This is a genomic window from Paenibacillus sp. FSL K6-1230 (assembly GCF_038002385.1).
Taxonomy (GTDB): Bacteria; Bacillota; Bacilli; order Paenibacillales; family Paenibacillaceae; genus Paenibacillus; species Paenibacillus massiliensis.
In genome coordinates, this window is the sequence record NZ_JBBOCK010000001.1 from 3217810 (window position 1) to 3241503 (window position 23694).

General features: G+C 46.8%; 21 protein-coding genes. 5 read left to right on the forward strand and 16 right to left on the reverse strand.

Annotation, left to right across the window (positions count from 1 at the left end):
- Window positions 1–316: 316 nt before the first annotated feature.
- The 8 genes from gerQ to MKX74_RS13985 form a co-directional block, all read right to left on the reverse strand.
- The gene (gene gerQ / locus MKX74_RS13950; protein WP_445667321.1) at window positions 317–712 is read right to left on the reverse strand and encodes a spore coat protein GerQ; all 396 of its coding nucleotides are present in this window, start codon (window positions 710–712) and stop codon (window positions 317–319) included.
- 262 nt (window positions 713–974) lie between these two features.
- Window positions 975–1397: a cell wall hydrolase gene (locus tag MKX74_RS13955; protein WP_018884377.1), complete on the reverse strand. Its 423-nt coding sequence runs from the start codon at window positions 1395–1397 to the stop codon at window positions 975–977.
- A 351-nt stretch (window positions 1398–1748) separates the two neighbouring features.
- Entirely contained in the window at window positions 1749–3191 is a 1443-nt protein-coding gene (gene hemG / locus MKX74_RS13960) for a protoporphyrinogen oxidase (RefSeq protein ID WP_341178821.1), read from the reverse strand.
- Window positions 3175–4290, reverse strand: a complete 1116-nt coding sequence (locus MKX74_RS13965; RefSeq protein WP_341178822.1) for a TIGR04053 family radical SAM/SPASM domain-containing protein — start codon at window positions 4288–4290, stop codon at window positions 3175–3177. The genes hemG and MKX74_RS13965 overlap by 17 nt, the downstream gene beginning before the upstream one ends.
- Before the next feature lie 291 nt (window positions 4291–4581).
- Window positions 4582–5331, reverse strand: a complete 750-nt coding sequence (locus tag MKX74_RS13970) for an SDR family NAD(P)-dependent oxidoreductase (RefSeq protein ID WP_018884374.1) — start codon at window positions 5329–5331, stop codon at window positions 4582–4584.
- Window positions 5332–5453: 122 nt separating this feature from the next.
- Window positions 5454–5873: a DUF2500 domain-containing protein gene (locus MKX74_RS13975; RefSeq protein ID WP_018884373.1), complete on the reverse strand. Its 420-nt coding sequence runs from the start codon at window positions 5871–5873 to the stop codon at window positions 5454–5456.
- 187 nt (window positions 5874–6060) lie between these two features.
- Entirely contained in the window at window positions 6061–6246 is a 186-nt protein-coding gene (locus MKX74_RS13980; RefSeq protein WP_018884372.1) for a hypothetical protein, read from the reverse strand.
- 157 nt (window positions 6247–6403) lie between these two features.
- On the reverse strand, window positions 6404–7675 hold the full coding sequence (locus MKX74_RS13985) for a VPS10 domain-containing receptor SorCS3 (protein WP_341178823.1): 1272 nt from the start codon (window positions 7673–7675) through the stop codon (window positions 6404–6406).
- Window positions 7676–8074: 399 nt separating this feature from the next.
- On the opposite strand from MKX74_RS13985, the gene MKX74_RS13990 reads away from it, so the two are divergent.
- Window positions 8075–9004 carry an L-lactate dehydrogenase gene (locus MKX74_RS13990; protein ID WP_018884370.1) on the forward strand — a complete coding sequence of 310 codons (930 nt, stop codon included), beginning with the start codon at window positions 8075–8077 and terminating at the stop codon, window positions 9002–9004.
- Between the two features lie 250 nt (window positions 9005–9254).
- On the opposite strand, the gene MKX74_RS13995 is transcribed toward MKX74_RS13990, so the two are convergent.
- The 6 genes from MKX74_RS13995 to MKX74_RS14020 form a co-directional block, all read right to left on the reverse strand.
- Complete coding sequence (locus tag MKX74_RS13995; protein WP_018884369.1) at window positions 9255–10331, reverse strand: DUF3900 domain-containing protein; 1077 nt, start codon at window positions 10329–10331, stop codon at window positions 9255–9257.
- Between the two features lie 355 nt (window positions 10332–10686).
- Window positions 10687–11580, reverse strand: a complete 894-nt coding sequence (locus tag MKX74_RS14000) for a glycoside hydrolase family 43 protein (RefSeq protein WP_341178824.1) — start codon at window positions 11578–11580, stop codon at window positions 10687–10689.
- A gap of 99 nt (window positions 11581–11679) precedes the next feature.
- On the reverse strand, window positions 11680–13203 hold the full coding sequence (locus MKX74_RS14005; RefSeq protein WP_341178825.1) for a hypothetical protein: 1524 nt from the start codon (window positions 13201–13203) through the stop codon (window positions 11680–11682).
- A complete protein-coding gene (locus MKX74_RS14010) occupies window positions 13139–14122 on the reverse strand; it encodes a tyrosine-type recombinase/integrase (protein WP_133567012.1) in 984 nt (327 codons plus the stop codon). The genes MKX74_RS14005 and MKX74_RS14010 overlap by 65 nt, the downstream gene beginning before the upstream one ends.
- A 96-nt stretch (window positions 14123–14218) precedes the next feature.
- Window positions 14219–15304 carry a hypothetical protein gene (locus tag MKX74_RS14015; protein ID WP_341178826.1) on the reverse strand — a complete coding sequence of 362 codons (1086 nt, stop codon included), beginning with the start codon at window positions 15302–15304 and terminating at the stop codon, window positions 14219–14221.
- A 395-nt stretch (window positions 15305–15699) separates the two neighbouring features.
- Window positions 15700–16467: an SDR family NAD(P)-dependent oxidoreductase gene (locus tag MKX74_RS14020; protein WP_341178827.1), complete on the reverse strand. Its 768-nt coding sequence runs from the start codon at window positions 16465–16467 to the stop codon at window positions 15700–15702.
- 275 nt (window positions 16468–16742) lie between these two features.
- On the opposite strand from MKX74_RS14020, the gene MKX74_RS14025 reads away from it, so the two are divergent.
- The gene (locus MKX74_RS14025; RefSeq protein ID WP_341178828.1) at window positions 16743–17333 is read left to right on the forward strand and encodes a TetR/AcrR family transcriptional regulator; all 591 of its coding nucleotides are present in this window, start codon (window positions 16743–16745) and stop codon (window positions 17331–17333) included.
- A gap of 69 nt (window positions 17334–17402) precedes the next feature.
- Here the strand turns inward: MKX74_RS14025 and MKX74_RS14030 are convergent, their stop codons facing one another.
- Window positions 17403–18782 (reverse strand): amidohydrolase family protein, encoded by a 1380-nt coding sequence (locus tag MKX74_RS14030; RefSeq protein ID WP_341178829.1) that lies wholly within the window; start codon window positions 18780–18782, stop codon window positions 17403–17405.
- 303 nt (window positions 18783–19085) lie between these two features.
- Here MKX74_RS14030 and MKX74_RS14035 point away from each other — a divergent pair, with 303 nt between their 5' ends.
- Together MKX74_RS14035 and MKX74_RS14040 are read left to right on the forward strand one after the other, a co-directional pair.
- On the forward strand, window positions 19086–20642 hold the full coding sequence (locus MKX74_RS14035; protein WP_341178830.1) for an esterase/lipase family protein: 1557 nt from the start codon (window positions 19086–19088) through the stop codon (window positions 20640–20642).
- Window positions 20643–20980: 338 nt separating this feature from the next.
- Window positions 20981–21466: a DinB family protein gene (locus tag MKX74_RS14040; RefSeq protein ID WP_341178831.1), complete on the forward strand. Its 486-nt coding sequence runs from the start codon at window positions 20981–20983 to the stop codon at window positions 21464–21466.
- A 332-nt stretch (window positions 21467–21798) separates the two neighbouring features.
- Here MKX74_RS14040 and MKX74_RS14045 read toward each other — a convergent pair whose 3' ends face one another.
- Window positions 21799–22275, reverse strand: coding sequence for a VOC family protein (locus MKX74_RS14045; RefSeq protein WP_341178832.1), 477 nt, complete (start codon window positions 22273–22275; stop codon window positions 21799–21801).
- Window positions 22276–22376: 101 nt separating this feature from the next.
- On the opposite strand from MKX74_RS14045, the gene MKX74_RS14050 reads away from it, so the two are divergent.
- Window positions 22377–23291: a helix-turn-helix transcriptional regulator gene (locus MKX74_RS14050; RefSeq protein WP_341178833.1), complete on the forward strand. Its 915-nt coding sequence runs from the start codon at window positions 22377–22379 to the stop codon at window positions 23289–23291.
- Window positions 23292–23694: the final 403 nt, after the last annotated feature.

Here is a 23694-nt window from a genome sequence, read left to right on the forward strand (position 1 = left end):
CAACGAAACAGTCAGCTATCACTGCAAAACTGGATGAGAAGCTGTTTTCACCCAAATTTCGGCTGTTTTCAGCTATTAAAGGGCCTGAATGCCCGATTTTGCGACGTTTTGTCCGTCAGTTTCACTTTTTTTCCATATACAGCAAAAATCCTCTGCTTTCGCAGAGGATAGGATACAATATTTTCATGTAATGTTCACAGATAAGAAAATGTATACGTAAACTATCTGATAAGTCGCCGTGAATGAAACCATGAGCTTAGTCTAGTGTTCTTTTCTATATTACAGCTTATCTCACAATCAGGCCACGCTGGATGGACTAGAACCGTGTAGGCGGGTTCCCCTGTACTCCAGGATACTGGTATACAAGCGGCTCATCGAAGGTAGCATAATCCAGATTGACCATCAGCAGGATCGTCCGAACACCCGTCTTGGGATCGCTGATGATGATGTGGTCACGTCCAGCTGCCTCCAGCACACCCTTGAAGATTTTCGCATTCCATTCGCTGTTATTTTCATAGGTCATGTAGAAGGTACCTACTTTTCCCAGGTTCAGACGCAAAATGTTCTCAATATACGATTGCTCGAATTGAGGAGTCTGTGTCTGCACAACGGTTCCGGACGGCGTCATTACGCTTCCGCTGCTGACCTGCGGGGGAACCATCGAAGCTCCCATCATGCCCCCCATCATCGGGGAATTAGGCATACTTGTCATGGATGGACTTACCATAGGCATGTTAGGCGAATTGGGGGCTGCCATTCTTGCAGGATAAGATACTCCGCTAACAGGTGGAAAGAACGTCGGTTGAAAAGCTTGTGGATACATATTCGTGATTCCTCCTTGATTCTGTCGAACTAAAATGGCATTGCAGACAATAAGAAAATACGGTGTGTTAATACGTCTCGGCGTTACCTCATCGTGTTACTTCATGCTGTTAACCATGTTGTTACTTCATGGCGTTAAGTACAGTTGCAGACTAATAGACGGCTGGACAGTCCTCAGCAGTAGGACGGAAAAAGCAGTGCGCCTTGTAGCGTCCGGTATTTTCCTGGTTATACCAGGTCCCAGGGCATTCTCCTGCTGGCCGAAAGAACCATAACGCGTTGCCCGCTGGGCGGATTTTCTCTCCATTGATGACCCGCTGGGCCAAACGAATGTCACGATCGCGGGCTCTTTGGTAGAAATAACCCTTCTGGGTTGCCTCGAAGCCCCCCGGGCTCTGAAATACCATGTCATTCATCAATCGGATGTTCCGGAAATCCAGACAATTACCAAGAATACGATTGACTCCGACGTTCCCTACCATTAACATCCCTTGCTCGCCTTCACCCTCCGCCTCGGCTCTCATGAGACGGGCCAGCGTCTTTACATCCTCCGAATTTGCTTTGATGACAGCCAATTTCAGCCCTCCTCTTCTTCCTTTTGCACATGATATCGTATTGTACATTCGCCCATGTTGTGACTGTTACTTCAGAAAAAATTTATCCATCCGCTTGGAATCGCAATTTCTAACGCAAAAAAGCCCTACACAGTAGGGCTTGCACGGTGGCACGATTGTACGTTATGCACAGCTACTCATATTGCACGGTAGCATCAGGAAAGACTGTTTTATAGCGCTGAAGTGTGTCTTGGCCCGTACCTTAATAATATAGCTTAGTGATATGGCTTAGTAACGTATCTAAGCTGTATCTAGGTTCAGGTTCTATCTAGGTTCTATCCGAGCTGTATCTGAGCTATACGCTGATGAGCCTTAAATATCTGTATATTCGGCCAGTAGCTGTTCTGCCGCAGCCTTGCCTTGAGCGATGCAATCCGGGATACCTACACCGCCATATCCTGCACCACATAACCATATACCAGGCAGGCGCTCTGCCAGCGTATCCCTCAAGCTCTTTAGAGTCTCTAAGTGTCCAAGCGGATATTGTGGCATCGCCTCGTTGCAGCGGCTTACCTCAACCATCATCGGCTCGGCCTTCAATCCTGTCAATTCGAGTAGATCTCGACGGGCAGCCTCAACCAATTCTTCATTGGTCCATTGCGTCCAATCCTGAGCGTCTGCATGACCAATATAGGTTCGTACCAACGCATAATCCTCAGGAGCCGTATGCTTCCATTTGCTAGATGACCACGTGCAGGCCGTAATCATTCTGCCTTCCTTTCGCGGGACAAGAAAGCCGGTACCTTCAAAGGCCACACCCAGGTCCTTCTTGCGATACGCAAGTGAAATGTTGGCTACGGAGACATAGGCAATATCCTGCAGACGGTCGGCTCCCGGCACCTCTGTCAGCAGCCTTGCTGCCTCGTGGGCTGGCACAGCACAGATAATTGAATCTGCCTCAAGCTGCTGTCCATCCTCAAGCACTACATGATATTGCTCCTCTTTTTGAATAGCAACGGCTCTGTGGCCGACCACATATTGAGCCGTACGAAGCCGCTCCTCAAGGCGCTTGATCAGTGTAGAGAGTCCACCACGATAGGAGAGGAACATGCTTTTGGCTACCTGCGCACTATGCCCACCTTGTCCCTGTGTAGCGTGGGGCCTCGGCTTATTACCACTTCCCTTAGCCATCCCCTTGATCAGGCTGCGGTGCGTCAGCTCCATCTGCTTGAATTGCGGAAAAGTTGCATTCAAGCTAAGACTATGTGTATTACCCGCATAGATTCCTGACAGCAGTGGCTCTGTGATGTGCTCCAGCACCTCTTGTCCCAAGCGCCGCTGTATGAAGGCTCCCAGTGACTCATCCTCCTTCTCCCTACGAGCCGGCAGGATCAGGTCCAAGGCCGCACGCAACTTGCCTGCCGGGGAAATCAGACCCGTGCGGATGAACGGAGTAAGCTTGGTTGGAATACCCAGTACAAAGCCCATAGGCATCGGATGAAGCTTATTTTTGTGAAGAATATACGCTGTTTTGGCTTGTGGGTTGGTAGGTACCAGATCCTCCTCTAACCCGAGCTCTCTCGACAAATCCAGTACGGCGGTCTTTCTTGACAGGAAAGAGTCCGGCCCTTTTTCCAGCACAAAGCCCTGTCGGTGAAGTGTCTCGATCCTGCCCCCCATCCGATTGCTCTTCTCTACGATGGTGATCTCAACGGGAAGCTGCCTTTCCGAGGCTAGTTTTTGCACATAGAACGCCGCACTTAAGCCACTGATCCCTCCGCCCAAAATGACTACTTTCTTAGCAATTAGCTTCATTGACTCCTGTGTCCCTCCATCTCTGAGGTATATATGCACAATACGGATCACTCTCCAGATAGTCTCCTGTGATTCCGTAGGCTCTGGCTCTTGAACCGCCGCAAAGCTGCTTGAATTCGCAGACACCACATTTGCCCTTGAGCAGCGTCTTGTCTCTGAGGCTTCTCATAATAGTTGATCCGCGATAGATATCAGACAGAGACTGTTCCCTGACATTACCGCACACGACAGGGAGAAAACCACTAGGATAGACTTCTCCAATGTGACTGATGAATACGAACCCATCTCCATCGTTCACTCCCTTAGGCGCTCTCCCTAGCAGATCTGGCCGTTTGCGTTCAGCAGCCAAGGGAGCATCACTTGCATTCCTGCTAGCCTGCAGCACAACTCTTCTGTAATGTGGAGCCTCAGTAGCCTTGATTCCGCAAGTCATCTGTGACTGCTTGGCCTGCATCCACTTCATGACCGCCTCATGCTCCTCTGGACTAATCATATCCTTGATCATTCCCCGGCCTGTCGGCACCAGGAAGAACAGGCTCCAGAGCACAGCCTTCATCTCCTGAACGCGCTCTGCGATCTTCTCCAGATCATGCAGATTATATCGGGAGACGGTCGTATTCACCTGGATCGGAATCCCCAATTCCTGCAAATAACGAATCCCCTTCATCGTGGTTGCGTAAGAGCCTGGCGTGCCTCGGAAATGATCGTGAATCTCTGCACATGATCCGTCGAGGCTGAAGGCCCAGCGTGACAATCCTACTTCTTTTGCTTTCTCTACAGCCCCCCGTGTGACCTTGGGCGTCGCGCTTGGCGTCATGGATACAGAAAGCTTATGCTCCTCGATCGCGTAGCGGGCTAGCTCGAACAGGTCAGGACGCATGAGCGGATCACCGCCCGTAAAGACCACCAGAGGATGATTCATCTCGGCGATCTGGTCTAATAATCGTTTGCCCTCTTCTAAAGAAAGCTGACGCGGATCTGGTTGATATTGGGCCTCCGCCCGGCAATGAAGGCACTTCAGGGCACAAGCCCGGGTCACCTCCCAAATGACGATAAAAGGATCTTTCTCATAATTACGTGTGTTATCCAAGGATATCATCTGTGTACACCCTTTCGTGTATCATAAGTCACGACATTCCGCACAAGGAGTCGGCATGATGGCTGGCTCCACCCATCACCGAACTCGGTACTATTTAATTCTAGGCGGTAATGTCAGACTGGAGCTATAAGGGACTTCCCTATTTCACAGTACAGACTGCCTATCCTCACAGCTGAGACACGAATGCATACCCAGATGCAGTTCAACTGAACGAAAAAAAAGCAAATCCTTCGGAAAGGATCTGCTTAGTACTCATACTTCAAGCTGATATTGTCATAATCGTTCATTCATTTATGGTACATATATCATCTTCCGGGTCATTCCCCCGTCAACAACGATGTTCTCGCCTGTCACGAAGTCATTCTCCGGATCTGTCAGGTAAAAGGCAGCCCGCACAATATCCGCAGGTCGTCCTACTCGTCCAGCTGGATGCTGGTTATGGTCCTCAGGACGCAGCGCTGCTTCGTCTCCCGTCTCGATCCAGCCTGGGCTGATGGAATTAATTCTTATCTGGTCCGGCCCCAGCGAGGCTGCGAGCGCATGGGACAACGCAACCATTGCCCCCTTGGAAGCCGCATAGGCTTCACTGCTTGGCTCAGACATTGTTGCTCGTGTGGAGGCCATATTCACGATACTTCCCCCTGTCTGGTTATGACGCATGAGCTTGGCCGCTTCTCTGGACGCGATGAAGCAGCTTCTGACATTAGTATTCATCACCCGGTCCCACTCCTCTACGGTCAAGTCATAGGGAGATTTCCAGACAGATACACCAGCATTGTTAATCAGCGTATGGACCGTACCGTATTCCTCCTGAACCTGCTTGAAGAGGTCAATTATATCCTGTTCAATGCTTACATCACAGCGAACAAATATGGCTTCCTGACCTTGATTCCGCGCAGCAGCGGCTGCTGCAGCCCCATTCGTCTCATCCACGTCTGCGTAGACAACCTTCGCCCCCTCACGGGCATATGCATCAGCCAAGGCTAGTCCAATCCCCTGTGCGGCTCCAGTTACAACCACGATCTGTTCCACGAATCTCATCCTGATCTGCCTCCTCGTCTTACAACATCCTATTATATATCAAACAGATTAACAGCATGCAGAAACGATATTCCACGAAAAACAGAAAAATCCCCCGGAAGCTCACTTCCGGAGGTCATATTCTAGCCTGCAGTGGAACCACTAGAATGTCCACCCATGGATCCATTCATCGTTCGGTGCCGACGCTCAAAGCTGTAGAATTTCGTTCCTCGAAAGGTGAGCTCTCCTTCATCCCCCTCAGCACACATCCCATAATCTTCTCCAGACAGCTGAAATTCCAGCCGATCACCGCTTTCTACCTCAAAGGTTACGTAATAGACTGTAATCGTATGCGGAGCCTCAGGCTCATGGTGCACCTGCTTCAGATGTGTGCGGCGTGCAGCAATTTTCGAATTGACCGTCAAGACAGGCTGCTGCCGATTGCGATTCCATGACAAGGCCTCCCTGACAATAGAGAGAATGACGATTCCAAGGACAACTGCAAAAAAGACCGGCAATACCGTACCAAGCCAATCAAACATCCACAATGATTCAAATCCCATTTCGATCCCCTCCCTAGCCCATTGCCCTTGCAGCCCGACATGTGAAAGCTTGCTAAGAAGAGTATATGCACGAGATCTTATATCTTGATCAAGCATAGCAAAAAGAACCTCGCGTTAGATCGCAGAGGTTCTTGTTTACGGGCTTATAAATAGTAAGGATGGAGAAGCGACGATTTCGAGAGACATGTTAAGCGTGCACCATTTGTAGCAAGTGACGAGTCTCATCGTTCGCAGCATCTGTCTCCATGGCGTATCTTTCTGCGCACTCTTTGCATTCTTCCTCTGTCATGCACTCATGTGCGTCCTGGCATGTGTAGCAGAATTGCAGGAAATATTGTGTCATATCAACCGTTCCATTTTCGTTTCTTCTCATTGTAATCACTCCTTGTTCTTTATGGCTTAAGTATAACAGCAGTAAGTCGATTATATTGTGATTTATTTCACAAGAAACCGAAAATTTAAAATGAAAAAGCAAAAAGCCAGTAATATCCGCTGGATATTTACTGACTTCCTGTCAATCACGCTGTCATCTATAGCACTTTCCACGTTCTTCCGCCGTCGATGGTTTGCATCAACAGGGACTTGCGATCCTCTGCCTTCTCAATTAACAGCCAGCCTACCTTCGAGGAGGCAAATCGCATTTTTACAGGCTCCGGGTACTTCTCCAACATATCAAGCAGTACCTTGTTAGCTCCGAGGGAAGTCCAGACCTTGCCTCCATCCTCGGTGTAATACACGCTTGGGCCGACTAAGACCCAGCCCTGCCTGTCATTGAGAAAAGTAGGTACGGTAGAAGCCATTCCCGTTGGTACACGCAGATTCAGCTGCGCATACTGCCAATGATTGCGCCCACCGTCCAGGGTAAAATAGCCACTGTAGCTTATGTAGCCGTTCTTATCACATTGCAAAGGCATCCAGCCGTCAGGATCACGGATGTCTCTGAACTGCGGCGCTCCATTCTCCGGGGCTGAGCAGGCATTCGGGGTCTCGACAGCCTTTGATGGAGCCCAGCTACGGCCTTGGTCTGACGTATTGTAGATACGTGGCCTGTTATTCACATTTATCGAGACAAAGCCATGCTCATCATCCGTAAAATGAATACCTGTAACTTCTCCCATCAAAGGCAATAGCTCACTAACGTTATTGACAACCTGTCCATCTATATTCGGGTTCGTCATTTGTCTGCTCCAACTCGCTCCTCCATTAGTCGTTCGAAAGATCGCTCTGCTCAGAATCTTGCCGCTATAAGCTAGCTCAGAAGCAATCCATCCATTGGACGCATCTGTGAAGTGAATGCCTTCCACGGTTCCCGAATCGGGTAATGCAGCTATATTCCAGGTCTCCCCCCCATTAGAGGTACGAAGCACAATCGTATCAGCAGACCCCCAAGCCTGACGGACAATCCACCCATTCTGGGCATCCGCGAATAAAATCTCTGTTCCGTAATGGAGCTCACCAGGAAAAGGAATGTTCTCCGATGGGGAGATATTCGTCCAGGTGACGCCTCCGTCATGCGTATAGTAGAGTCTAAGGGCATTGCGAGTGACGCCCCAGGCTATGCCACTGTTACCATCGAATAGATGGAAATCAGTTAATCTCGTCTGAATCTGATATTTGGTCGTATCCACGCCATTTTTTTCCTGATCCGTAGGGATAATCGTAATGGTCTGTCCTTCCTCTTGAGCCGGCTCGGTAGGTGTCTGCATGACAACCGAATCAGGCTCCGTAGACGTACAGGAGACGAGAGTCATTCCTGTGAGTAGGGTGAAGGCCACTGTCCATACTCGCCATGACTTATTCATCGTAAGGTGTCCTCCTTTTGCCGAGACAAGCTGTTTAACAGATATGACTTCTAAACAGGATAGGACTCCATATCCATGTCTGTCTTCTGTAGAAATCAACGTACAGCGCATACTTTCTGAATGCATCAATATGTATCTCTGAATAAAATCATGTAACTTCTACGATACTAGTACCTTAACTGGATCAAATGTAAGTAAATTTGAATGAATCTACCAAAGCCACCATCTCAAGTGCCTATTATAGCATAAAGCTGATAGACGCACACTTTTGTGCAAGTTGCCTCTGCTTTTGTGACACACTTGGAGAAATGTCTTGAATTTTATATGATCTTAAGCGATTATGGTTAATGATGGGTATAAGCATGTCCATCATTTATCTCAGGAAGGAGATGATCATTGATGAATCAGAAGCCCTTTAAACGCAGCAGAGTCGCCATTGTCGGCATGGGAGCTGTCGGTACAACCACTGGCTACACCCTGCTCTTGCGGCAGCGAATGTCCGAATTGGTGTTCATTGATGTCAATGCAAAAAAAGCCCGCGGTGAAATGCTGGATATGAATCATGGCCTGCCATTCCTCGGTGGGGTTAAGGTATGGGCCGGAACCTACGAGGATTGTCGGGATGCTGATATTATCATTGTCGCGGCCGGAGCTTCCCAGAAGCCTGGTGAGACACGCATTGATCTGCTTAAGCGGAACGCATCCATTTTTGGAGAAATCATTGATAACATTACAAAGGTGAACGACCACGGTATACTGCTGATCGCAACGAATCCTGTGGATATCCTCTCCTATGTATCCTGGAAATTAAGCGGTTGGCCCAAGGAACGAGTCATTGGCTCTGGTACTTTGCTGGACAGCGCTCGCTTCCGTTATCTTATTGGACTCAATAAGGGAATCGACCCGCGCAGTATTCACGCTCACATCATTGGTGAGCATGGAGATTCGGAGCTGCCTGTATGGAGCCTCGCGAATGTCGCAGGTACTCCACTTGACATCCCTGAAGCGGATCAAGAGCAGATTTTTGAAAATACCAAAAATGCAGCCTATGAGATCATTGATGCCAAGGGCGCTACTTCCTATGCCATAGCTCTTGCTCTGGACCGGATTACCGCAGCGATTCTGGGTGACGAAGCATCTGTGCTGAATGTGTCCACCCTGCTGACTGACTATAACGGCGTATCCGATGTGTATCTGGGCGTACCTTGTGTCGTAGATCACAATGGTGTGCGTGAGATTCTGGATCTGCCACTGAATGATGTTGAAAAGGATGCCTTCCAGCGCTCAGCCAATAAGCTGAAGGATCAGATCTCTAAGCTGGACTTGTAATTCAGCTTGATCTATAGTTAGCAAGCTTGATCACGCGAAAGCGTATACACAATATTTTAACAAAAACACATGCCTAACCAGACCTAACCGTCCTTGCAAGCTGCTGCCATGTACCTTCCGAGCCAGCGCTTATAAGGGCGGTTATATTGGGGTCTTGTTCAGGTCTTACTCAGGTCTTATCTAACTAAACTATTCGCTTAATCAGGTATGCATTTCTTAAATAGTCTGTTTACTATAAATCGGTCTCCCGCTATTCTTCTTCATCGTTGCGCTTGGCCTGCAGGCGCTGTGCCACAGTGGAAAAGTCCTCTGGCTGCAGCAGCTCTATAGGAGAGTAGGATTTATCGAACATGAATGAATCGCCTTCCAGAATGAGTGCATAGCGATCATGAAGTCGGGTAATATGCAGCTTCACACCAAAGTCTGCGAGCAAGCCACGTATTGAGGTATCATCCAGCTTGAAGCGTATATCCATCTCTGGCTTCAGCTCCACAATGCGCTCAGCAGCCTCCATGACTTGAACTGGCTCCCACTTCTCCTGGAGGTCCCTCTTCTCACTGCCTGCCCATAGCTCCAGCTCACGTTCCTCCTGCTGACGTTCCTCGTTATCCGCATCAGGCCAGCGTGTCTCCACATAATCCTGAACGAAGCCCAGCACATGCTCATTAACGATCTCGGGCATGGACTGCTCATAGGTCACGAACTTCAAGAAATCCTCAAAGTAACGCGCATGAGAGGATTGATGAATCTTCAGCTCCCACTCGTCCAGCATCCCCTCTTCAATCAGATATGGATACATGATAGATTTCATATTACGAGCAGATATCGCCATCTCTACTTCGGACACGAGCTTGCTTTCTGAGATACGTGCAATCTTGGGCTCGAAATCACATTTCAGTACAAAAATAAAACGATCATCTGAATGTGTCCCCATGATGGCTTGGACGACAATCAGTGCCCCACCGCGGACAGCGCTGGTGTCCAGATACATCCTTACCAGATCATCACAGGCGTTCTTGAAGTTCTCCTTATCCGACGCGGCTCTCAACCGGGCAAACATATTAAAATTCGGATTGCTACTGAGATCATGCTCCGGCTCGACAATGAAGCGTCCTATCTTGGTAGGTGCCTGCTCGGTGCTTGGGTGCTTCTCTACCTTGCGCTTGCTGATCCGGCTGAATTCCCCATCCAGGAATTTCTTCACATCGCTCTCTTCATAATCGTAATCGTCCATCGTGGCATAGTGCTTATAATTCTTACCACCCTGACCGTCCTTACCATCGATCTGTATCACAAAAAAAGATAAAAATTCCACTGTAAAATTCATTCATGCGCTCTCCTTCTCGATCTGTACGGGTTATTATATCATTCTCACTGCAAAAGAGGTACCCGCCTACATTTATCTACAGCTTTATCGAACTGCTGCTTTCGAACTTTACTTAAGTTGGAAAATAGTTTTCTCATCAAATTCGGTTTACATAATAATTGTTATGTTAAAATATCGCCAAGCACTGATTGTTCAACATCATGTCAGCTTCATGTTAGAATCATGCCTGCAACAAAATAGCCACGGTTACGCTGTTGGCGCTCGTGGCTTTATTCCGCTCAAACGGCTGTGATTTAAGCTAGGTCCATACTTGAGCTAGTTCATGATCGTTCATAGTCATTCATATAGGATCTACTTATTTATTTGGTAAATTGTCCATTAGCCGCAACTGTCCAGCTTGTTCCTGGATATAGAAGATCACGGGCCGCTCATCCGGGTGAATATTCGGCGAGTGAATCGTAAGCGCCAGCTCACCTGATAGCGTACGAAACAGCATGCCATGTCCCCCATCCTTAGCAAATAGTGGAATCTCATCCTGCGCCCACGGTCCTGTCGGCCTTCCTGATTGCGAGCGCGCAAGACCCATCGTATACCCTTCCTGCCCCATCGTCGACCATAGCATGACCAGCTCCCCGTTCTCCATGCGATAGAGGAAAGGACCATCCGTAACATAACGATTGCGCTGATCTCCAGTGCCGACGGACCATACTGCTTCAGATGCCGAGAACAGGAATACAGGGTCACCAATCGTACCGTTCAGCTCCGCATTGAGACGTACGGCGTACATCTCTCCATCCTCCACCTGTACCCATTCTCTACAAAAGATCATCCATGGCTCTCCTTGCTCGTCCACATATAATGTACCGTCGAGACATTCCCAGTCTGGCGGAGTCAGCGAACGACACCACGGAACAAACGGGCCTTCAGGCTGTTCTGCTACCAGCACGCCAGTGACTCTCGGTACACCTTCAGCCTTGAAGCTGGCGAACATGAAGTAACGTCCCGCCCATTCATGAACCTCCGGCGCCCAATAATGACGATCCGACCAGAAATCTGCTGCTGGGCGAAAGCATTCCCTCGGTCCCTGCCAATGAAGCAAATCTTCACTTTCATAGACATCAAAGCCAATGGCAGGACCGTCCCACACATTCTGACCAATTGAGCCATATAAGTAATACTTCCCACGCTGAGGTGACGTCAGGATGTACGGATCACGGAAATGAATCTGTTCCAGCTTGGTTTTTAACAATGTAATACCTCCTGTGAGCGATTTCAATGAGAGAAATGCAGTTATAGCCACATCTGTAGAGCCATATTAAACCAGCTCAATAGTGCAATGTAGGCTAGCTCAGTGTAAAGTGACGATCTCGCCTGTCACGGCATTGAACAATTGATCACAGGCTAACGTGTAGATCGGAATTGCTCTTGGTGCAGCCAGCGGACCGTTATATTGGATTCGATATGATAGCCTTACATCAATATGTGGCTTCATCACTCGCCAAGCCTCTTCCAGTGATCGCTCAGCTATAAGAAATGCACCTTGCTTCACACGGCCGCCGCTTACTCCAGCTATAGTGGCCTCTTTTGACATTGCGTCCATATCCAATAGCTGTTGCAGCTCCAACGCATCTATGGCGTGAGTTACCCTGCCACTGCTCCGGTCGATAACCATACGAATTCGTCCGCCCCCTAATACAATTCCATGCAGCACTCGATGTACATCGACCTGTAGCTGATGACCCTGCATGGCTTCGACGGCTTTCTGCTCTGTATTCTCCAGAAAAGCAAATTCATAAGGCTCACTGGCATATTGCTGTTCCAGATAAGAGACAGCAGCAGCTTTAGCTTGAACAATCTCATCGTCGGAGATAACAGGTGCGAATGGATGAGGAGCATATGGGTCAACCTCTGTAACTCCTGCTGCCAGCTTCAAAGCCTCGTAATGCTCCTCAGCAAAGATCGGCCTTTGCTCCTGTTCTGAGTCTAGCTCTAGGTGAAAATAAGCCTTATTTTCTTCCGCACTTGCGTGACGATTAAGCTGGATCATCTCCCTCTGCTGAGCCTTCTCTCGAAAGATCAGCTCACCGCTAACTGCATGATATCCTTCTCCAAGACATACATAATAAGGGTATTGCTTGGATACCAGAAGGATGTAGCCGAGCGAGAGGGCATCGGCACCTGCACTAGACAAGACAGCATCAACGGATTGTGTCTGCTCAGCCACTTCGAACTCGCAGTCATCCCATTTACATAACCATTGTATGACTTCATCCTTAGCATTGCATTCCATATCTACCGTCTGGTAGCTACTGACACGAACTCCCTGATGCTGTCTACCAAAGCAAAAGCGATAGCCGCCATCATTCTTGATAACTGCCTTCTGAAGCAGCAGCTCATCCGTCCGAATATTCAGCTTCATCCGTTCCATCCAATCCAGCTGCTGATGTAGCAGCCTGTTGAATGTGGCCTCGTCCATGTCCGTATCCGCTGACTTCGGTAAGGCATGCTTATTCAGGACAGGCTTCAGATCATGGCGGATCAATGAGATCAGCCTGCCTGTGACCGCATCCATCTCTGCATAAATCGCTCTATTGCTTACCAGTTCAGTCTCAAATTCGCCCGTTACATGCTCCCCTTGATCGACATTATCGTTTGTCTTCGCCGCCTTCATTCTCTCTTCCGTATTTCTGTCATATGTCGTAGTCGCGTCATAAATCTCCGGGAATGTCCATTGCAGCTCAAGCTTATACAACGGAAGCTCATCAGGCTGGGAATTGCGTATTATCTCCGCACTCATTAAGTTATACTCAGAGGGAATCTCCAAATCCTGCATCAGACGTTCTGCCGCCTCTAGAGGATGAATTAGTTTCATAAAATGACACCTCCGGAATCATTAATTGATTCATGGCATGCTCTTTCTCGCGATTCGTAACGTGCGTATAGACTGTAGTTGTCTGAATCGAGGCATGTCCAAGCAATTCCTGCACTGTCCTTAGATCAGCTCCCTTGCGTAGCAGCATCGTCGCGAACGAATGCCGAAGCTTATGGCTAGAATAGGACAGCCGCTGACTTTCTGGCAGATGTGCCTGAAAACGTTCGAAGCTCTCTGTTGCAATCAGCTGGATACCACGAATAGATAGCCTGCGTCCCTTTTGTGAGACGAACATGGCGTCCTCCTTCGCAATCCAGGGCGTAAGTCTGTCGTCCATGGCCGCTTGCAGAATGTCTCCCACTACCTTGGGTACAGGCAACGTGCGCCATTTGCGCCCTTTTCCGAACACCTGTAATGTAAGCCGATCAGCGTTGTAATCCTTACGGTTCAGGGCATGCACCTCACCGACCCGCAGCCCCATGTACCCCATCAGCAGAAAAATAGCCAGATTGCGCATGCGATATTTCCCACTCACCGAGCCCAGAAAGCGTTCCAGCTCCTGCTCATCCAGATACACGGGCGCTTGATGCTTGACGGTCTTTGCCTTCTTGATGCCTGTAGCTGCATTGGTCGTCAGTAATTCCAGCTCAATGAGTGCCTTATAGAAGCATTGCACAGCGGCGTGCTTACGATTCCGTGTCGCATCACTGATGCCTCGCTCACGCGCCCGACTCAAATACGAGAGCACATGCAGCTTTTTGGCTTCTGCCAAAGACTTTCCCTCCAGGGAATTCAGGAATTCAAGCACATCACCAGTATAGGATCGGACCGTGTAGGAGGTGTAGCCAGCATCTCTTAGCCAGATCCGAAAAGCCTCCAGCTCATCAGCATATTGCTCTGTTACTTCGATTGTCATCATCCCAAGAATCACCTGCTGCTTCCCATTCAAAATACGCGAGTATAGCTTTCCATTGAATCTCAGCTTAGTATCTATTGATGTGAGCCTAAGTAGCCGCTATACTTCTGCCTCTTCCAGAATATCCACCTGAACCAAAGGAACGATGGTATTGGTCTGTTGCTCTGAGCGCCGGGCCAGAAAATAGGGGAGTGGGCTCTCATGAAGCCCGTTCATAGACTGACATTGTGTCAGATACAGCTCCAGCCGTAGCGTGCTGCCCACTCCCTCTATTAATAATTCAGGCCAAGTGAGCTCCGCACATTCTTCCCAGTTACGCAGGGCATTTACAGGGATAACACTCAAGTGTTTGAGGTCAGCAGCGATGCGATAGATCCCTGTCTGTACAGGCAAGCCTTCAAGTGGAAGGCGTGCTGTTAAGTTCTTGTCAGACATCCCGAATATCGAATAACACCATGGAGTCAGGCCCCATACAATCGACATCACACCTTCTTCCATCAGACGATCGGCCAAATCGCCTTCACCGAAAGCATTCAGCAGGTCCGGCTTGCCCTCACCCAACTCCTGACGAACACGCTCACGCATGCGCGGCAGATCAGCGAGAATAAACCCACTGCTGCCATACGAATCGAATATATGCTGGCTCTTCGAGTACAATCCGGCATCCTGCTCTGCATCGAAAGGAGATACATGTATGTATATCGTAATTACCTGAGCATATTTGACCAGTTCTGACTGCTCCGGTGTCAGCTCTCCTTCGGCAATGCGTGGCGTTTTCATGTAATGCCCAATTCGAATCTGATGTTGTCCCGCTGGCATCCCTTCCCAACGAATAGCCAGCTCTTCTTCCAATCCGTCAACCTCACCCAGAATAAAATGACAGTCCGGTGGAAGCTCAAGCTGATATTCATGAATACCGATCTCGCGGCCATAAGCCATCTCAGCCCAGTCGGAGCTTGCCGCCTCCCTGCTATATTCCATGACTACAACCGTTTTTCGACTTTCCAGCAAGTGCTGATGTGGGTCCACGGGTATAACACCTTTGTCGCTGCTACCAGCTATCGAATGACCTGCAGCATCTTGAATCATCAAGACCGATGAAGACAGAGGTGCTGAGTCTGCAAAAGCAAGTGTCGAAATCTCTCCCTGTCCATCCAGAATATTAAGTGTCTTATGGTGCATCATATGTATTCCTCCTTCAAGACATGCTTCTATCTTTTTCTACTACTTTATTCAACTCATAGGTTCCGTTGTAACATTTCGGTGTTCCTTCCATAGCATTTCGCAATCACTTGTCCAGAGTCCTGTCCGTCTTCGGCAAATCAGGAATATAGTCCCATAAAATTGCTGGAATTAGCCACAAACTAAGCTGGATAATTGTCCATTTCGTACAATGAAAATGGTTTTAAACGAAAACTACGTATAATTTATATTATACGCAGTTTTTAATCGTTATGCTAGATGTGTGTTACTGCGTGAATATAGAAAAAAAGAGGTTCGAACCCGAAGGCTCGAACCTGTCTTTTCCTGCTTGAAAATATTAATCTTGAAATCTTAATTTACAATCGTATTGAATATGTTTATTGAGCCACCATACCACCATCGACGGTATAGAGTGATGCCGTTACAAAAGAGGCTTCATCAGAAAGCAAGAAGTTCATAACCGCTGCTACCTCTTCAGGCTTACCATATCGGCCAAGCGGAGTCGCTGCTTCATTTGCCGCCTTGAATTCTTCTGCATTACCCGAATTGGCTTCAATCTGGTCCATCATACGTGTCGCAATGGTACCTGGCAGAACGGCATTCACACGAATTCCGAAGGAAGCCAGTTCATTGGCAGCTACTCTAGTAAGACCGATCACCGCGTGCTTGGATATAATGTAGGGAGACATCCCCGGCGCCCCCATGAGTCCTGCAAGCGAAGAGGTATTCAGAATAGCTCCAGATTTCTGCTTCTTCATTACAGGGATCACATAGTGCAGCCCGAGGAAGACGCCACGAACGTTCACGTTGTATACCAGATCGAGACCCTTTACACTTTGTTCTTCGATTGGCCCCATCGGACCTTCAATCCCTGCATTGTTGGCAAAATAATCAATTGTACCGAATTTCTCAACTGCTTTATTGACGTAGTTTTGTACATCCTCTTCTTTGGACACATCAGCTGCTACGGCAAGGGAGTTGGTTGCATTAAGTCCCAGCTCTTGAATGACGGACTGAATTTGTTCTTCTTTTAGATCGACTAGTACAAGATTCAATTTACGTTCTGCGAAACGACGTGCAAGTTCTTTTCCGATTCCTCCAGCAGGACCTGTGATAATCGCAGTCTTAGCTTGAGATTGAGCCATCCCATATCGTCCCCCTTTCAAAACATTGTAACTAACTTATAGTAATAAACTTTATTTCTAATTCGTCATACACCTCGCACTCGTCTATGACAATAATCACTATTCAATGAAATGTCATCTATTGAACAACTGGTATAGCCGTGTTGAATTAATAATTGATTTTGGACATTTAGCGCACTAATGTTGATTCATTAAGCATTTCCATTTGGGTACAGTTAGATTCAAATGTTATAGTGACATGAACATCATCAAGAAGAGACGGGAGTAGTATTATCATGCTTGATCAGAACGACAGAAGAACAAAGAGAACAAAACAAGCCTTACAGTCAGCATTTATTGAACTCGTTCTTGAGAATGGTTACGAAGCCGTTACCATTATGGATATCGCGACACGGGCAGATTACAATCGGGGAACTTTTTATAGTCATTATGCAGGAAAAGAAGAACTGCTTAAGGAAATTGAGGAACAATTTCTACTGGGCGTTCAACAAGCTCTATTAGAACCCTATCAAGGAATGAAACGTGTACTTGCGAACCAGATCTATCCGTCCACTTTGTGCTTGTTCGAACATATCCAACAGAATAAAAATAAATTTCTTGTACTACTTTCCGTGAATAACCAGCTTGGAAACGCGATCTACAATCTCCTTAGGGATTCCATGAGAAAAGAAATGCACATTGAGATGGACGCTGCTGGTATTTCCATTGATTACGAGATTATGTTAAGCTACCGCATGTCTGCCTGTGTAGGTGTAATTATGTACTGGGCAGAGAGTGGTTTTAAATATTCAGCAACTTATATGGCAGAGCAAACGCTGATCCAAGTGACCAATAATATAGAGGTTATCGAATTTAAAGACAATTGAATTGTAAGGGTCCTTATTGGTAGACATAACAGAACAAGACCGCCAGCGAACTGGCAGCCTTGTTCAAGCTTAAGCGTAGACTACTCGATCAGCATCCGTTAACCGATATTGCGAATTCAAATACTCTACACTGGCTAGCACTTGCTCCTGCACACTCGGGAGATTCACATGCAGCAGTTGTCCCCCACGCTTTACCATGTTGCCTGCCACGAACACCGTGTCCACATTGGATGGATTGGCAAATTGCACTACAGCACCAATGGGATCCTGTACCGGGAACATGTTAAGATCCGACGTACGGATCAGCACCAGATCAGCTTCTTTTCCAGGAGTTAGGCTACCGATTGTACGGTCCAGCCCCAGCGCCTTGGCGCCAGTCACTGTAGCAGCACGAAGCACCTGCTCTGACAACAGGTTAAGCTCCCCTGGCATATCTCCTCTACTTATAATTTGTTCATTGACTCTAGAACGCTCTGCCTGCAGCATAAATTTCATCTGTGAGAACAGATCCCCACCTGTGGAAGTGACTACATCCACTCCTAGTGATGGTTCCCCTCCCTGCTCCAGAAAAAATCCAGTAGCTGGGTAGCCATGACCCATCATCATCTCAACCTCTGGCGTAACGGATAACGAGGCACCACTGCTGGCTAACAACTTATACTCCTCTGCACTCATTGTGTTACCATGCACTACATTAATATCAGGACCGAGCAGACCAGCTTCATGAAGACGAGTGATAGAACGGTCCTGACTCCCCCAGCTACCAAAACCAACATGCATGGAACAGATTGCATTCAGTTCACGTGCAAGCCGAATCTCCTCCAGCGTCGTATCCCAATGGCTAAATTCCGGTCCTCGGATCGCTAGACCCAACGTTAGCAATTGATCCTTCGAGGAGAAGTATTGCTCCGACACTCTCCTGAGATCGGCAGAATAGGTCAAGCGACTGTCCCGATTCCAATATTCCGTCTCCCCAGGCACACCATGAGCAAATACTGCCCGAATTCCTGCATCCTGCAGTCCACGAATCAGCTCATCAGTATGCTCCGGCGAATACGGCATGCTCCAGTCCAATAACGTAGTAACCCCAGCATTAAGCGCTTCCAATGCTCCCAACAAATTCGCGATGTAGCTGTCCTGTGGTCGAAGCTTGCTTCCCATAGCGCCGTAGTAAAGATTTTGTAAGTAGACTGGAAGTGACCAATTGGTGCCCACAGTCCGCACGACAGATTCCCACACATGCCGATGCGTATCCACAAAGCCTGGAGTAATGATCATACCTGATGCATCAATCACCTCCACATGCTCATCATCAAGCTCCACATTCGGCTGAATGACTTCGATTCGCTTTTGTCGAATGAGAACATCAGCCGTGCGAAATGCCCCTAGCCTCGAATCCATCGTAAGCACCCAGCCATTTTTGAGCAGATAGCCTTGTTTCTTTTCCATAACGCATCCTCTCCTAACATATAAATTAGGTCGCTAGATGCCATACGTATTCTTGATGTTATTACCGACTATTCATTACTTATTTTGCATATTCGTATGCATCTGTATTTATTGTATCAAATTACTAATATTCAGTAAATATTTAAATTTCACAGTATATGCCAATATTCGTCAGTCATGATAACAACATTTAACAAAAGGTAATATATTTAACGAAAATTTGCATTAAAATATATACTTTCCATTCAATAAACGTGCTAAAATAACATAGAAATGATAAATTATGGAAGGAGATTCAAGATTATGATGAAAAAGTGGATGTCTTTGTTGCTTGTTGCTCTGCTCACTTACAGCATCACAGCAGTACCGGTGCAAGCCGGCAAACCAACAAATCCGAATACGGGAGGTGTACCTGGGAGCTGGACGGAAGGAACAGCACCTGATCGAATTGATCCCTCCAAACCAGCCATTTTATTCGTGCATGGCTTGAACAGTAGTGCAAGTGTATGGTACGAGAACAACGATATGTATGAAAAATTCCATAGCAATGGGTACCAGACAGCGTTTATCAACTTGTATGACATTACAGGAACATCGCAAAGCATGTGGGACAATGGCCGTTTGCTATCCGACAAGATCAAGGAGATTAGCAAGCATTTCGGCAAGAAGCTCATTATTGTGGCCCACAGTAAAGGCGGCGTGGATACACAGGCTGCCATCGTTCATTACGGTGCAGCGCCTTATGTACAGCGTGTCCTAACCCTTGGTAGCCCCCATCACGGATCACAGCTAGCGGACCTCGCATACAGTAGTTGGGCCGGCTGGCTGGCTGAGCTTATCGGCTCACAAAGTCCAGGTACGGCTTCCGTACAGACCTCATATATGAAATCCTTCCGTTCCCAGACAGATGGGCTAAGCGCTAGCAAAGCGGTTCCCTTTTATACCCTCGCAGGCAACAATTGGTCCTCTGGCAGTACATCGCATTTTTTGGGTGGCCTGTATTTATCATCCTTCGGTGACAACGATGGTGTCGTGACCGTGCAGAACTCATATCTTCCACATGCACGCATGATTAGTGTAGGCTCCTGGAACCATTCCACCGTTCGTACTGGCTCTCATGTATATTCTCTGTTATCTCCTTATTTGCAGCAAAAAGAACCTGCGCAGCTAAGCTCTTCTAGCTTCACATATGACCAGAGTGCGATTCATTCGTCGGCCTCCCCATCCTCCAGCAGCTTCTTCATTCGTGGTGGCAAGCATGATGGACAAGCATCACAGACGCTTATGATTGAAGATGGAGTTGACACAGTCAAACTGGATTGGATCAATGATCAACCGCTGAAGAATCTGGAATTAATGCGGCCCGACGGCTCAATCAAGAGCGTTCAACTCGATGTCTATCAGGACTATGAGGTATTCCGGGGAGCTTGGCACCATACGGCAGTGCTGCAGCAGCCTGAACCTGGGACCTATCAATTGACTGCCTCCACTTCCGATGCTGGTGCTTATCTGATGGTCGCACAGTTCAATCGTGTTGAAGATTTCAAGATCAGCCTGAAGTCCTCTGGATCTGAAATCAAGCTGCAACAGCAAGGACAAGCCAGTGTTACCGATGTTACGTATAGTGTCTACTACTATGGTAATTCTGGTGGCTCCAGTGCATCCCAGCTATTATCCCCTTCCCTCTCAGACAAAGTACATACATCTTCTTCGGGGCTTACGCTGTCTACAATCAGCCAACCGGGAATCTACAGCATAACAATAGAGACAGAAGGCATCACAGAGAAGGGCTTCCCTTACCGTCGTACCATCGTACAGTCGTTGTACGTTGACAAGGATGGACGCCAATTCGGATTGTAAGTAGTATTGGATTATTGCAATCATTTCTTTACAATTGGAATAGTTCACAAGCAAAAGAGGACGGATGCCAGCATCTGTCCTTTTTTTCATACATGAAGGCTATTTCTGCTCAGATTCATATTCCATATTCATTCAAGCCTTCTTCTCTCCGACTAGGTTTGCTTTTTCTGACGCTCCCGAAACCTGCGCACCTTCATCAGATTTCCGCATTTTATCATCACAGTATTTTTTGGTGTTTGTCCACCTCTGACATAGACGCTGGTACTGGAGCCTGTAGCTCTCTTTAGTGGGTAAATGAAAAGGAGGCAACACGATGAGTATGAACCTGAACGACTACATTGTATTGCAAAGACAATACGTGGGCTCAAGAGGAGTGGATCGTTCCATTAGCCAAAGCGATTGAAGGCCTTACAGCCAGTCAGGCGAGCTGGATTCCTGCAGTAGGTGGCTTGACCATTTGGCAGATGGTGAACCATATGAATTACTACAATCAGCGCATGCTTCATCGTATTGGAGACGCTGCCCCATTGGCACCGACAACGATTACAAATGAAGAAACGTTTGGAGTAGCAGGGAATGCTGAAGATGAAGCTGCGTGGCAACATACCGTTGCTCTTACGACAAAGATATCCCTGTCTCTGGAGGAGACCTTAGCTTCTATGAACGAAGAGCAGCTGCCTGTGCCTTACTTCACCCCCACTAAAACTACCACCCTTGCTGAGCTGATTGTCCCTTGCTTGATACATGATGCCTATCATATTGGGCAGATCGTGTTGCTAAGAAAGCAGCAAGGAAGCTGGCCAACTCCGTCATATCCGTCATAGTCCATCTGGAGGATAGTGAACACGTAAGCAAAGCAGCTGCTAGCTGGAGGCAATGAATTACTAAGCTGCAACTGCTTTGTTTTTCTTCCTAGCAAGCTGTTTACTTCTTTTCAATTGAGCATATTACATACTTCTTAGGCAGCGCTATCAAGACTACTTCTTGTAATCTGAAATATGATTATGAGATTAGCACAGTAATTTAACATAATAAATATTATGTTAACCAAATACGTTTCGTAGTTTGAGACAGATTAGTTATGACATATCTACTTGTTTGTTGGCTTTTCTATCATACAATTGTTTTGCAGCCAACCTTTAACCTTCTATCGCATTTACTGAATTAAATTTTCACTATTGGAAATCACTTCATCCAGGAACTTTTCTGCATCACTATTAAATTTCCATACCACTCCAAATTTATCAACTAACATTCCGAAGCAGGATGACCAAGGTACTTCAGATAACGGCATGATAACATAACCTCCTACAGACAAATTAGAAAAGTATTTTTTCATGGTCTGTTTATTATCCATTACGATACTAATAACTATGTTATTTCCTTGCACCCATTCGCCCGTTACGCTTTTCATCGAAGGCACAATATCCGACATCATGATTTTCCCACCAGCGAACTCGATGGAAGACTCCATGATCATACTTAATTCATTTTCTGGCATTGGATAGTTTGGATCTTGTGGAAGATCCCTGAACTTCACCATTTTCACCTTGCTTGCCATTAAAGCCTCTGCATAAAATGCGATCACTTGTTCTGCGATTCCATCAAAGTTTAAATATACAATAGCTGCCATAAGCCAAACCTCCTTTTTGTGATAAATGAAGTATAATGTATATTCGGCGACATACGTATGTCACCTTTTTAAAATAATGTTCAACAAATAAAGGAGACAATATGGAGAAGGTTGAGAGATTAATATCTATCATCATGATATTGCTAAGAAAAGATACCGTTTCAGCAAATGAATTTGCACAATTGTTTAACGTTTCCAAAAGAACGATTCTTCGTGATATGGAAACACTGAGTGTGTCCAACATCCCGATCTACTCTATCCAGGGGGTTCATGGTGGCTACGGCATTATGGATGAATACAAGGTGGATAAACGTCTTTTAAGTAGCTCTGACTTAGAGAATATATTGACTGCGCTTGGTGGATTGGAACAAATTCTAATTAGCGAAGAAGTTGAAGTAACCATTCAAAAAATAGAAGCGATGGTTAGTCCATTGTCTCCCAAAGGCTCAATCCAACTGTCATTTTATGATTGGGAGGGACGCTCTGAGATTGCGCACACCTTAAGGATTTGCCAAGAAGCGATTGTGAAGAGAAGGCTAGTTACATTTGATTATATAGATAGAAATGGGAGTACCACGAGTAGAATGGCTGAGCCCTACCAACTTCATTTTAGTGAATCGAGTTGGTATTTGAAGGCATTTTGTTTATCTCGTCAGAGCTACAGAACATTTAAATTGTCCAGGATCAATCAGCTTATTGTGAATGAGAACACTTTTCCCCCTAGAGATTATGTATTGGAACAAGAGCAGGAAGCAAATGATCAACCGCAATTAGTCCCTATTAAGGTGTTGATTTCGCCTGGCATAGCAGATCAATTCATTGAAAGATACGGTCGAAAATGTATTGATACTTATAGTCCTGAATACTTCTTAGCCACGATCCATGTTCCACAAAACAGCATTGGCTTTCAATTTTTAGCAAGCTTCGGAACAAATCTGGAAGTAATCGAGCCGAAAGCCTATGTTGAAGAATTTCGAGATTATTTGCATAAAATGGTGGAGAAATATACTTCATAAGGCTCTCATTAACATGGGAATATCTCCTACTAACACATTTCAGTAGAAGCCTTATTTACCTTTAACAGGAAGTTTTAGGGCCATCCTTTGTGGGATAGCCCTTTGCAAGATTGCAGCACATTAGGAAAATCTTCCGTTAGAATCGCAGCCTTGGCAACCGGCCATATCGAACGTATAGCAGGCTGCGTCATATTTTACTGGATTAATTCGATATTGTATTCTGCGGCTATGACTTACATGTGTCCACTCTTCCGGTACTATACTAAGTTAAGTTCGAATATAACACGCCCGCCTATTCCCTAATATATGATAAGTCACCAAACACTCTCCATTCACGCCAAAAAGCTCCGCATCCACTGGGCTTGGCTCATTTTATCTTAATCATCCCCCCTCCCGCTCCTAT

What these genes read in the sequence shown, in the direction of transcription:
- MKX74_RS14030 (WP_341178829.1), bottom strand. Translation starts at nt 18,782, where the DNA reads ATGGAAAAGAAACAAGGCTATCTGCTCAAAAATGGCTGGGTGCTTACG.
- MKX74_RS13965 (WP_341178822.1), bottom strand. Translation starts at nt 4,290, where the DNA reads ATGATATCCTTGGATAACACACGTAATTATGAGAAAGATCCTTTTATC.
- MKX74_RS14020 (WP_341178827.1), bottom strand. Translation starts at nt 16,467, where the DNA reads ATGGCTCAATCTCAAGCTAAGACTGCGATTATCACAGGTCCTGCTGGA.
- MKX74_RS14035 (WP_341178830.1), top strand. Translation starts at nt 19,086, where the DNA reads ATGATGAAAAAGTGGATGTCTTTGTTGCTTGTTGCTCTGCTCACTTAC.
- MKX74_RS14010 (WP_133567012.1), bottom strand. Translation starts at nt 14,122, where the DNA reads ATGATGACAATCGAAGTAACAGAGCAATATGCTGATGAGCTGGAGGCT.
- MKX74_RS14005 (WP_341178825.1), bottom strand. Translation starts at nt 13,203, where the DNA reads ATGAAACTAATTCATCCTCTAGAGGCGGCAGAACGTCTGATGCAGGAT.
- MKX74_RS13975 (WP_018884373.1), bottom strand. Translation starts at nt 5,873, where the DNA reads ATGGGATTTGAATCATTGTGGATGTTTGATTGGCTTGGTACGGTATTG.
- MKX74_RS13990 (WP_018884370.1), top strand. Translation starts at nt 8,075, where the DNA reads ATGAATCAGAAGCCCTTTAAACGCAGCAGAGTCGCCATTGTCGGCATG.
- hemG (WP_341178821.1), bottom strand. Translation starts at nt 3,191, where the DNA reads ATGAAGCTAATTGCTAAGAAAGTAGTCATTTTGGGCGGAGGGATCAGT.
- MKX74_RS14025 (WP_341178828.1), top strand. Translation starts at nt 16,743, where the DNA reads ATGCTTGATCAGAACGACAGAAGAACAAAGAGAACAAAACAAGCCTTA.
- gerQ (WP_445667321.1), bottom strand. Translation starts at nt 712, where the DNA reads ATGACAAGTATGCCTAATTCCCCGATGATGGGGGGCATGATGGGAGCT.
- MKX74_RS14045 (WP_341178832.1), bottom strand. Translation starts at nt 22,275, where the DNA reads ATGGCAGCTATTGTATATTTAAACTTTGATGGAATCGCAGAACAAGTG.
- MKX74_RS13985 (WP_341178823.1), bottom strand. Translation starts at nt 7,675, where the DNA reads ATGAATAAGTCATGGCGAGTATGGACAGTGGCCTTCACCCTACTCACA.
- MKX74_RS14015 (WP_341178826.1), bottom strand. Translation starts at nt 15,304, where the DNA reads ATGATGCACCATAAGACACTTAATATTCTGGATGGACAGGGAGAGATT.
- MKX74_RS13995 (WP_018884369.1), bottom strand. Translation starts at nt 10,331, where the DNA reads ATGAATTTTACAGTGGAATTTTTATCTTTTTTTGTGATACAGATCGAT.
- MKX74_RS13970 (WP_018884374.1), bottom strand. Translation starts at nt 5,331, where the DNA reads ATGAGATTCGTGGAACAGATCGTGGTTGTAACTGGAGCCGCACAGGGG.
- MKX74_RS13980 (WP_018884372.1), bottom strand. Translation starts at nt 6,246, where the DNA reads ATGAGAAGAAACGAAAATGGAACGGTTGATATGACACAATATTTCCTG.
- MKX74_RS14050 (WP_341178833.1), top strand. Translation starts at nt 22,377, where the DNA reads ATGGAGAAGGTTGAGAGATTAATATCTATCATCATGATATTGCTAAGA.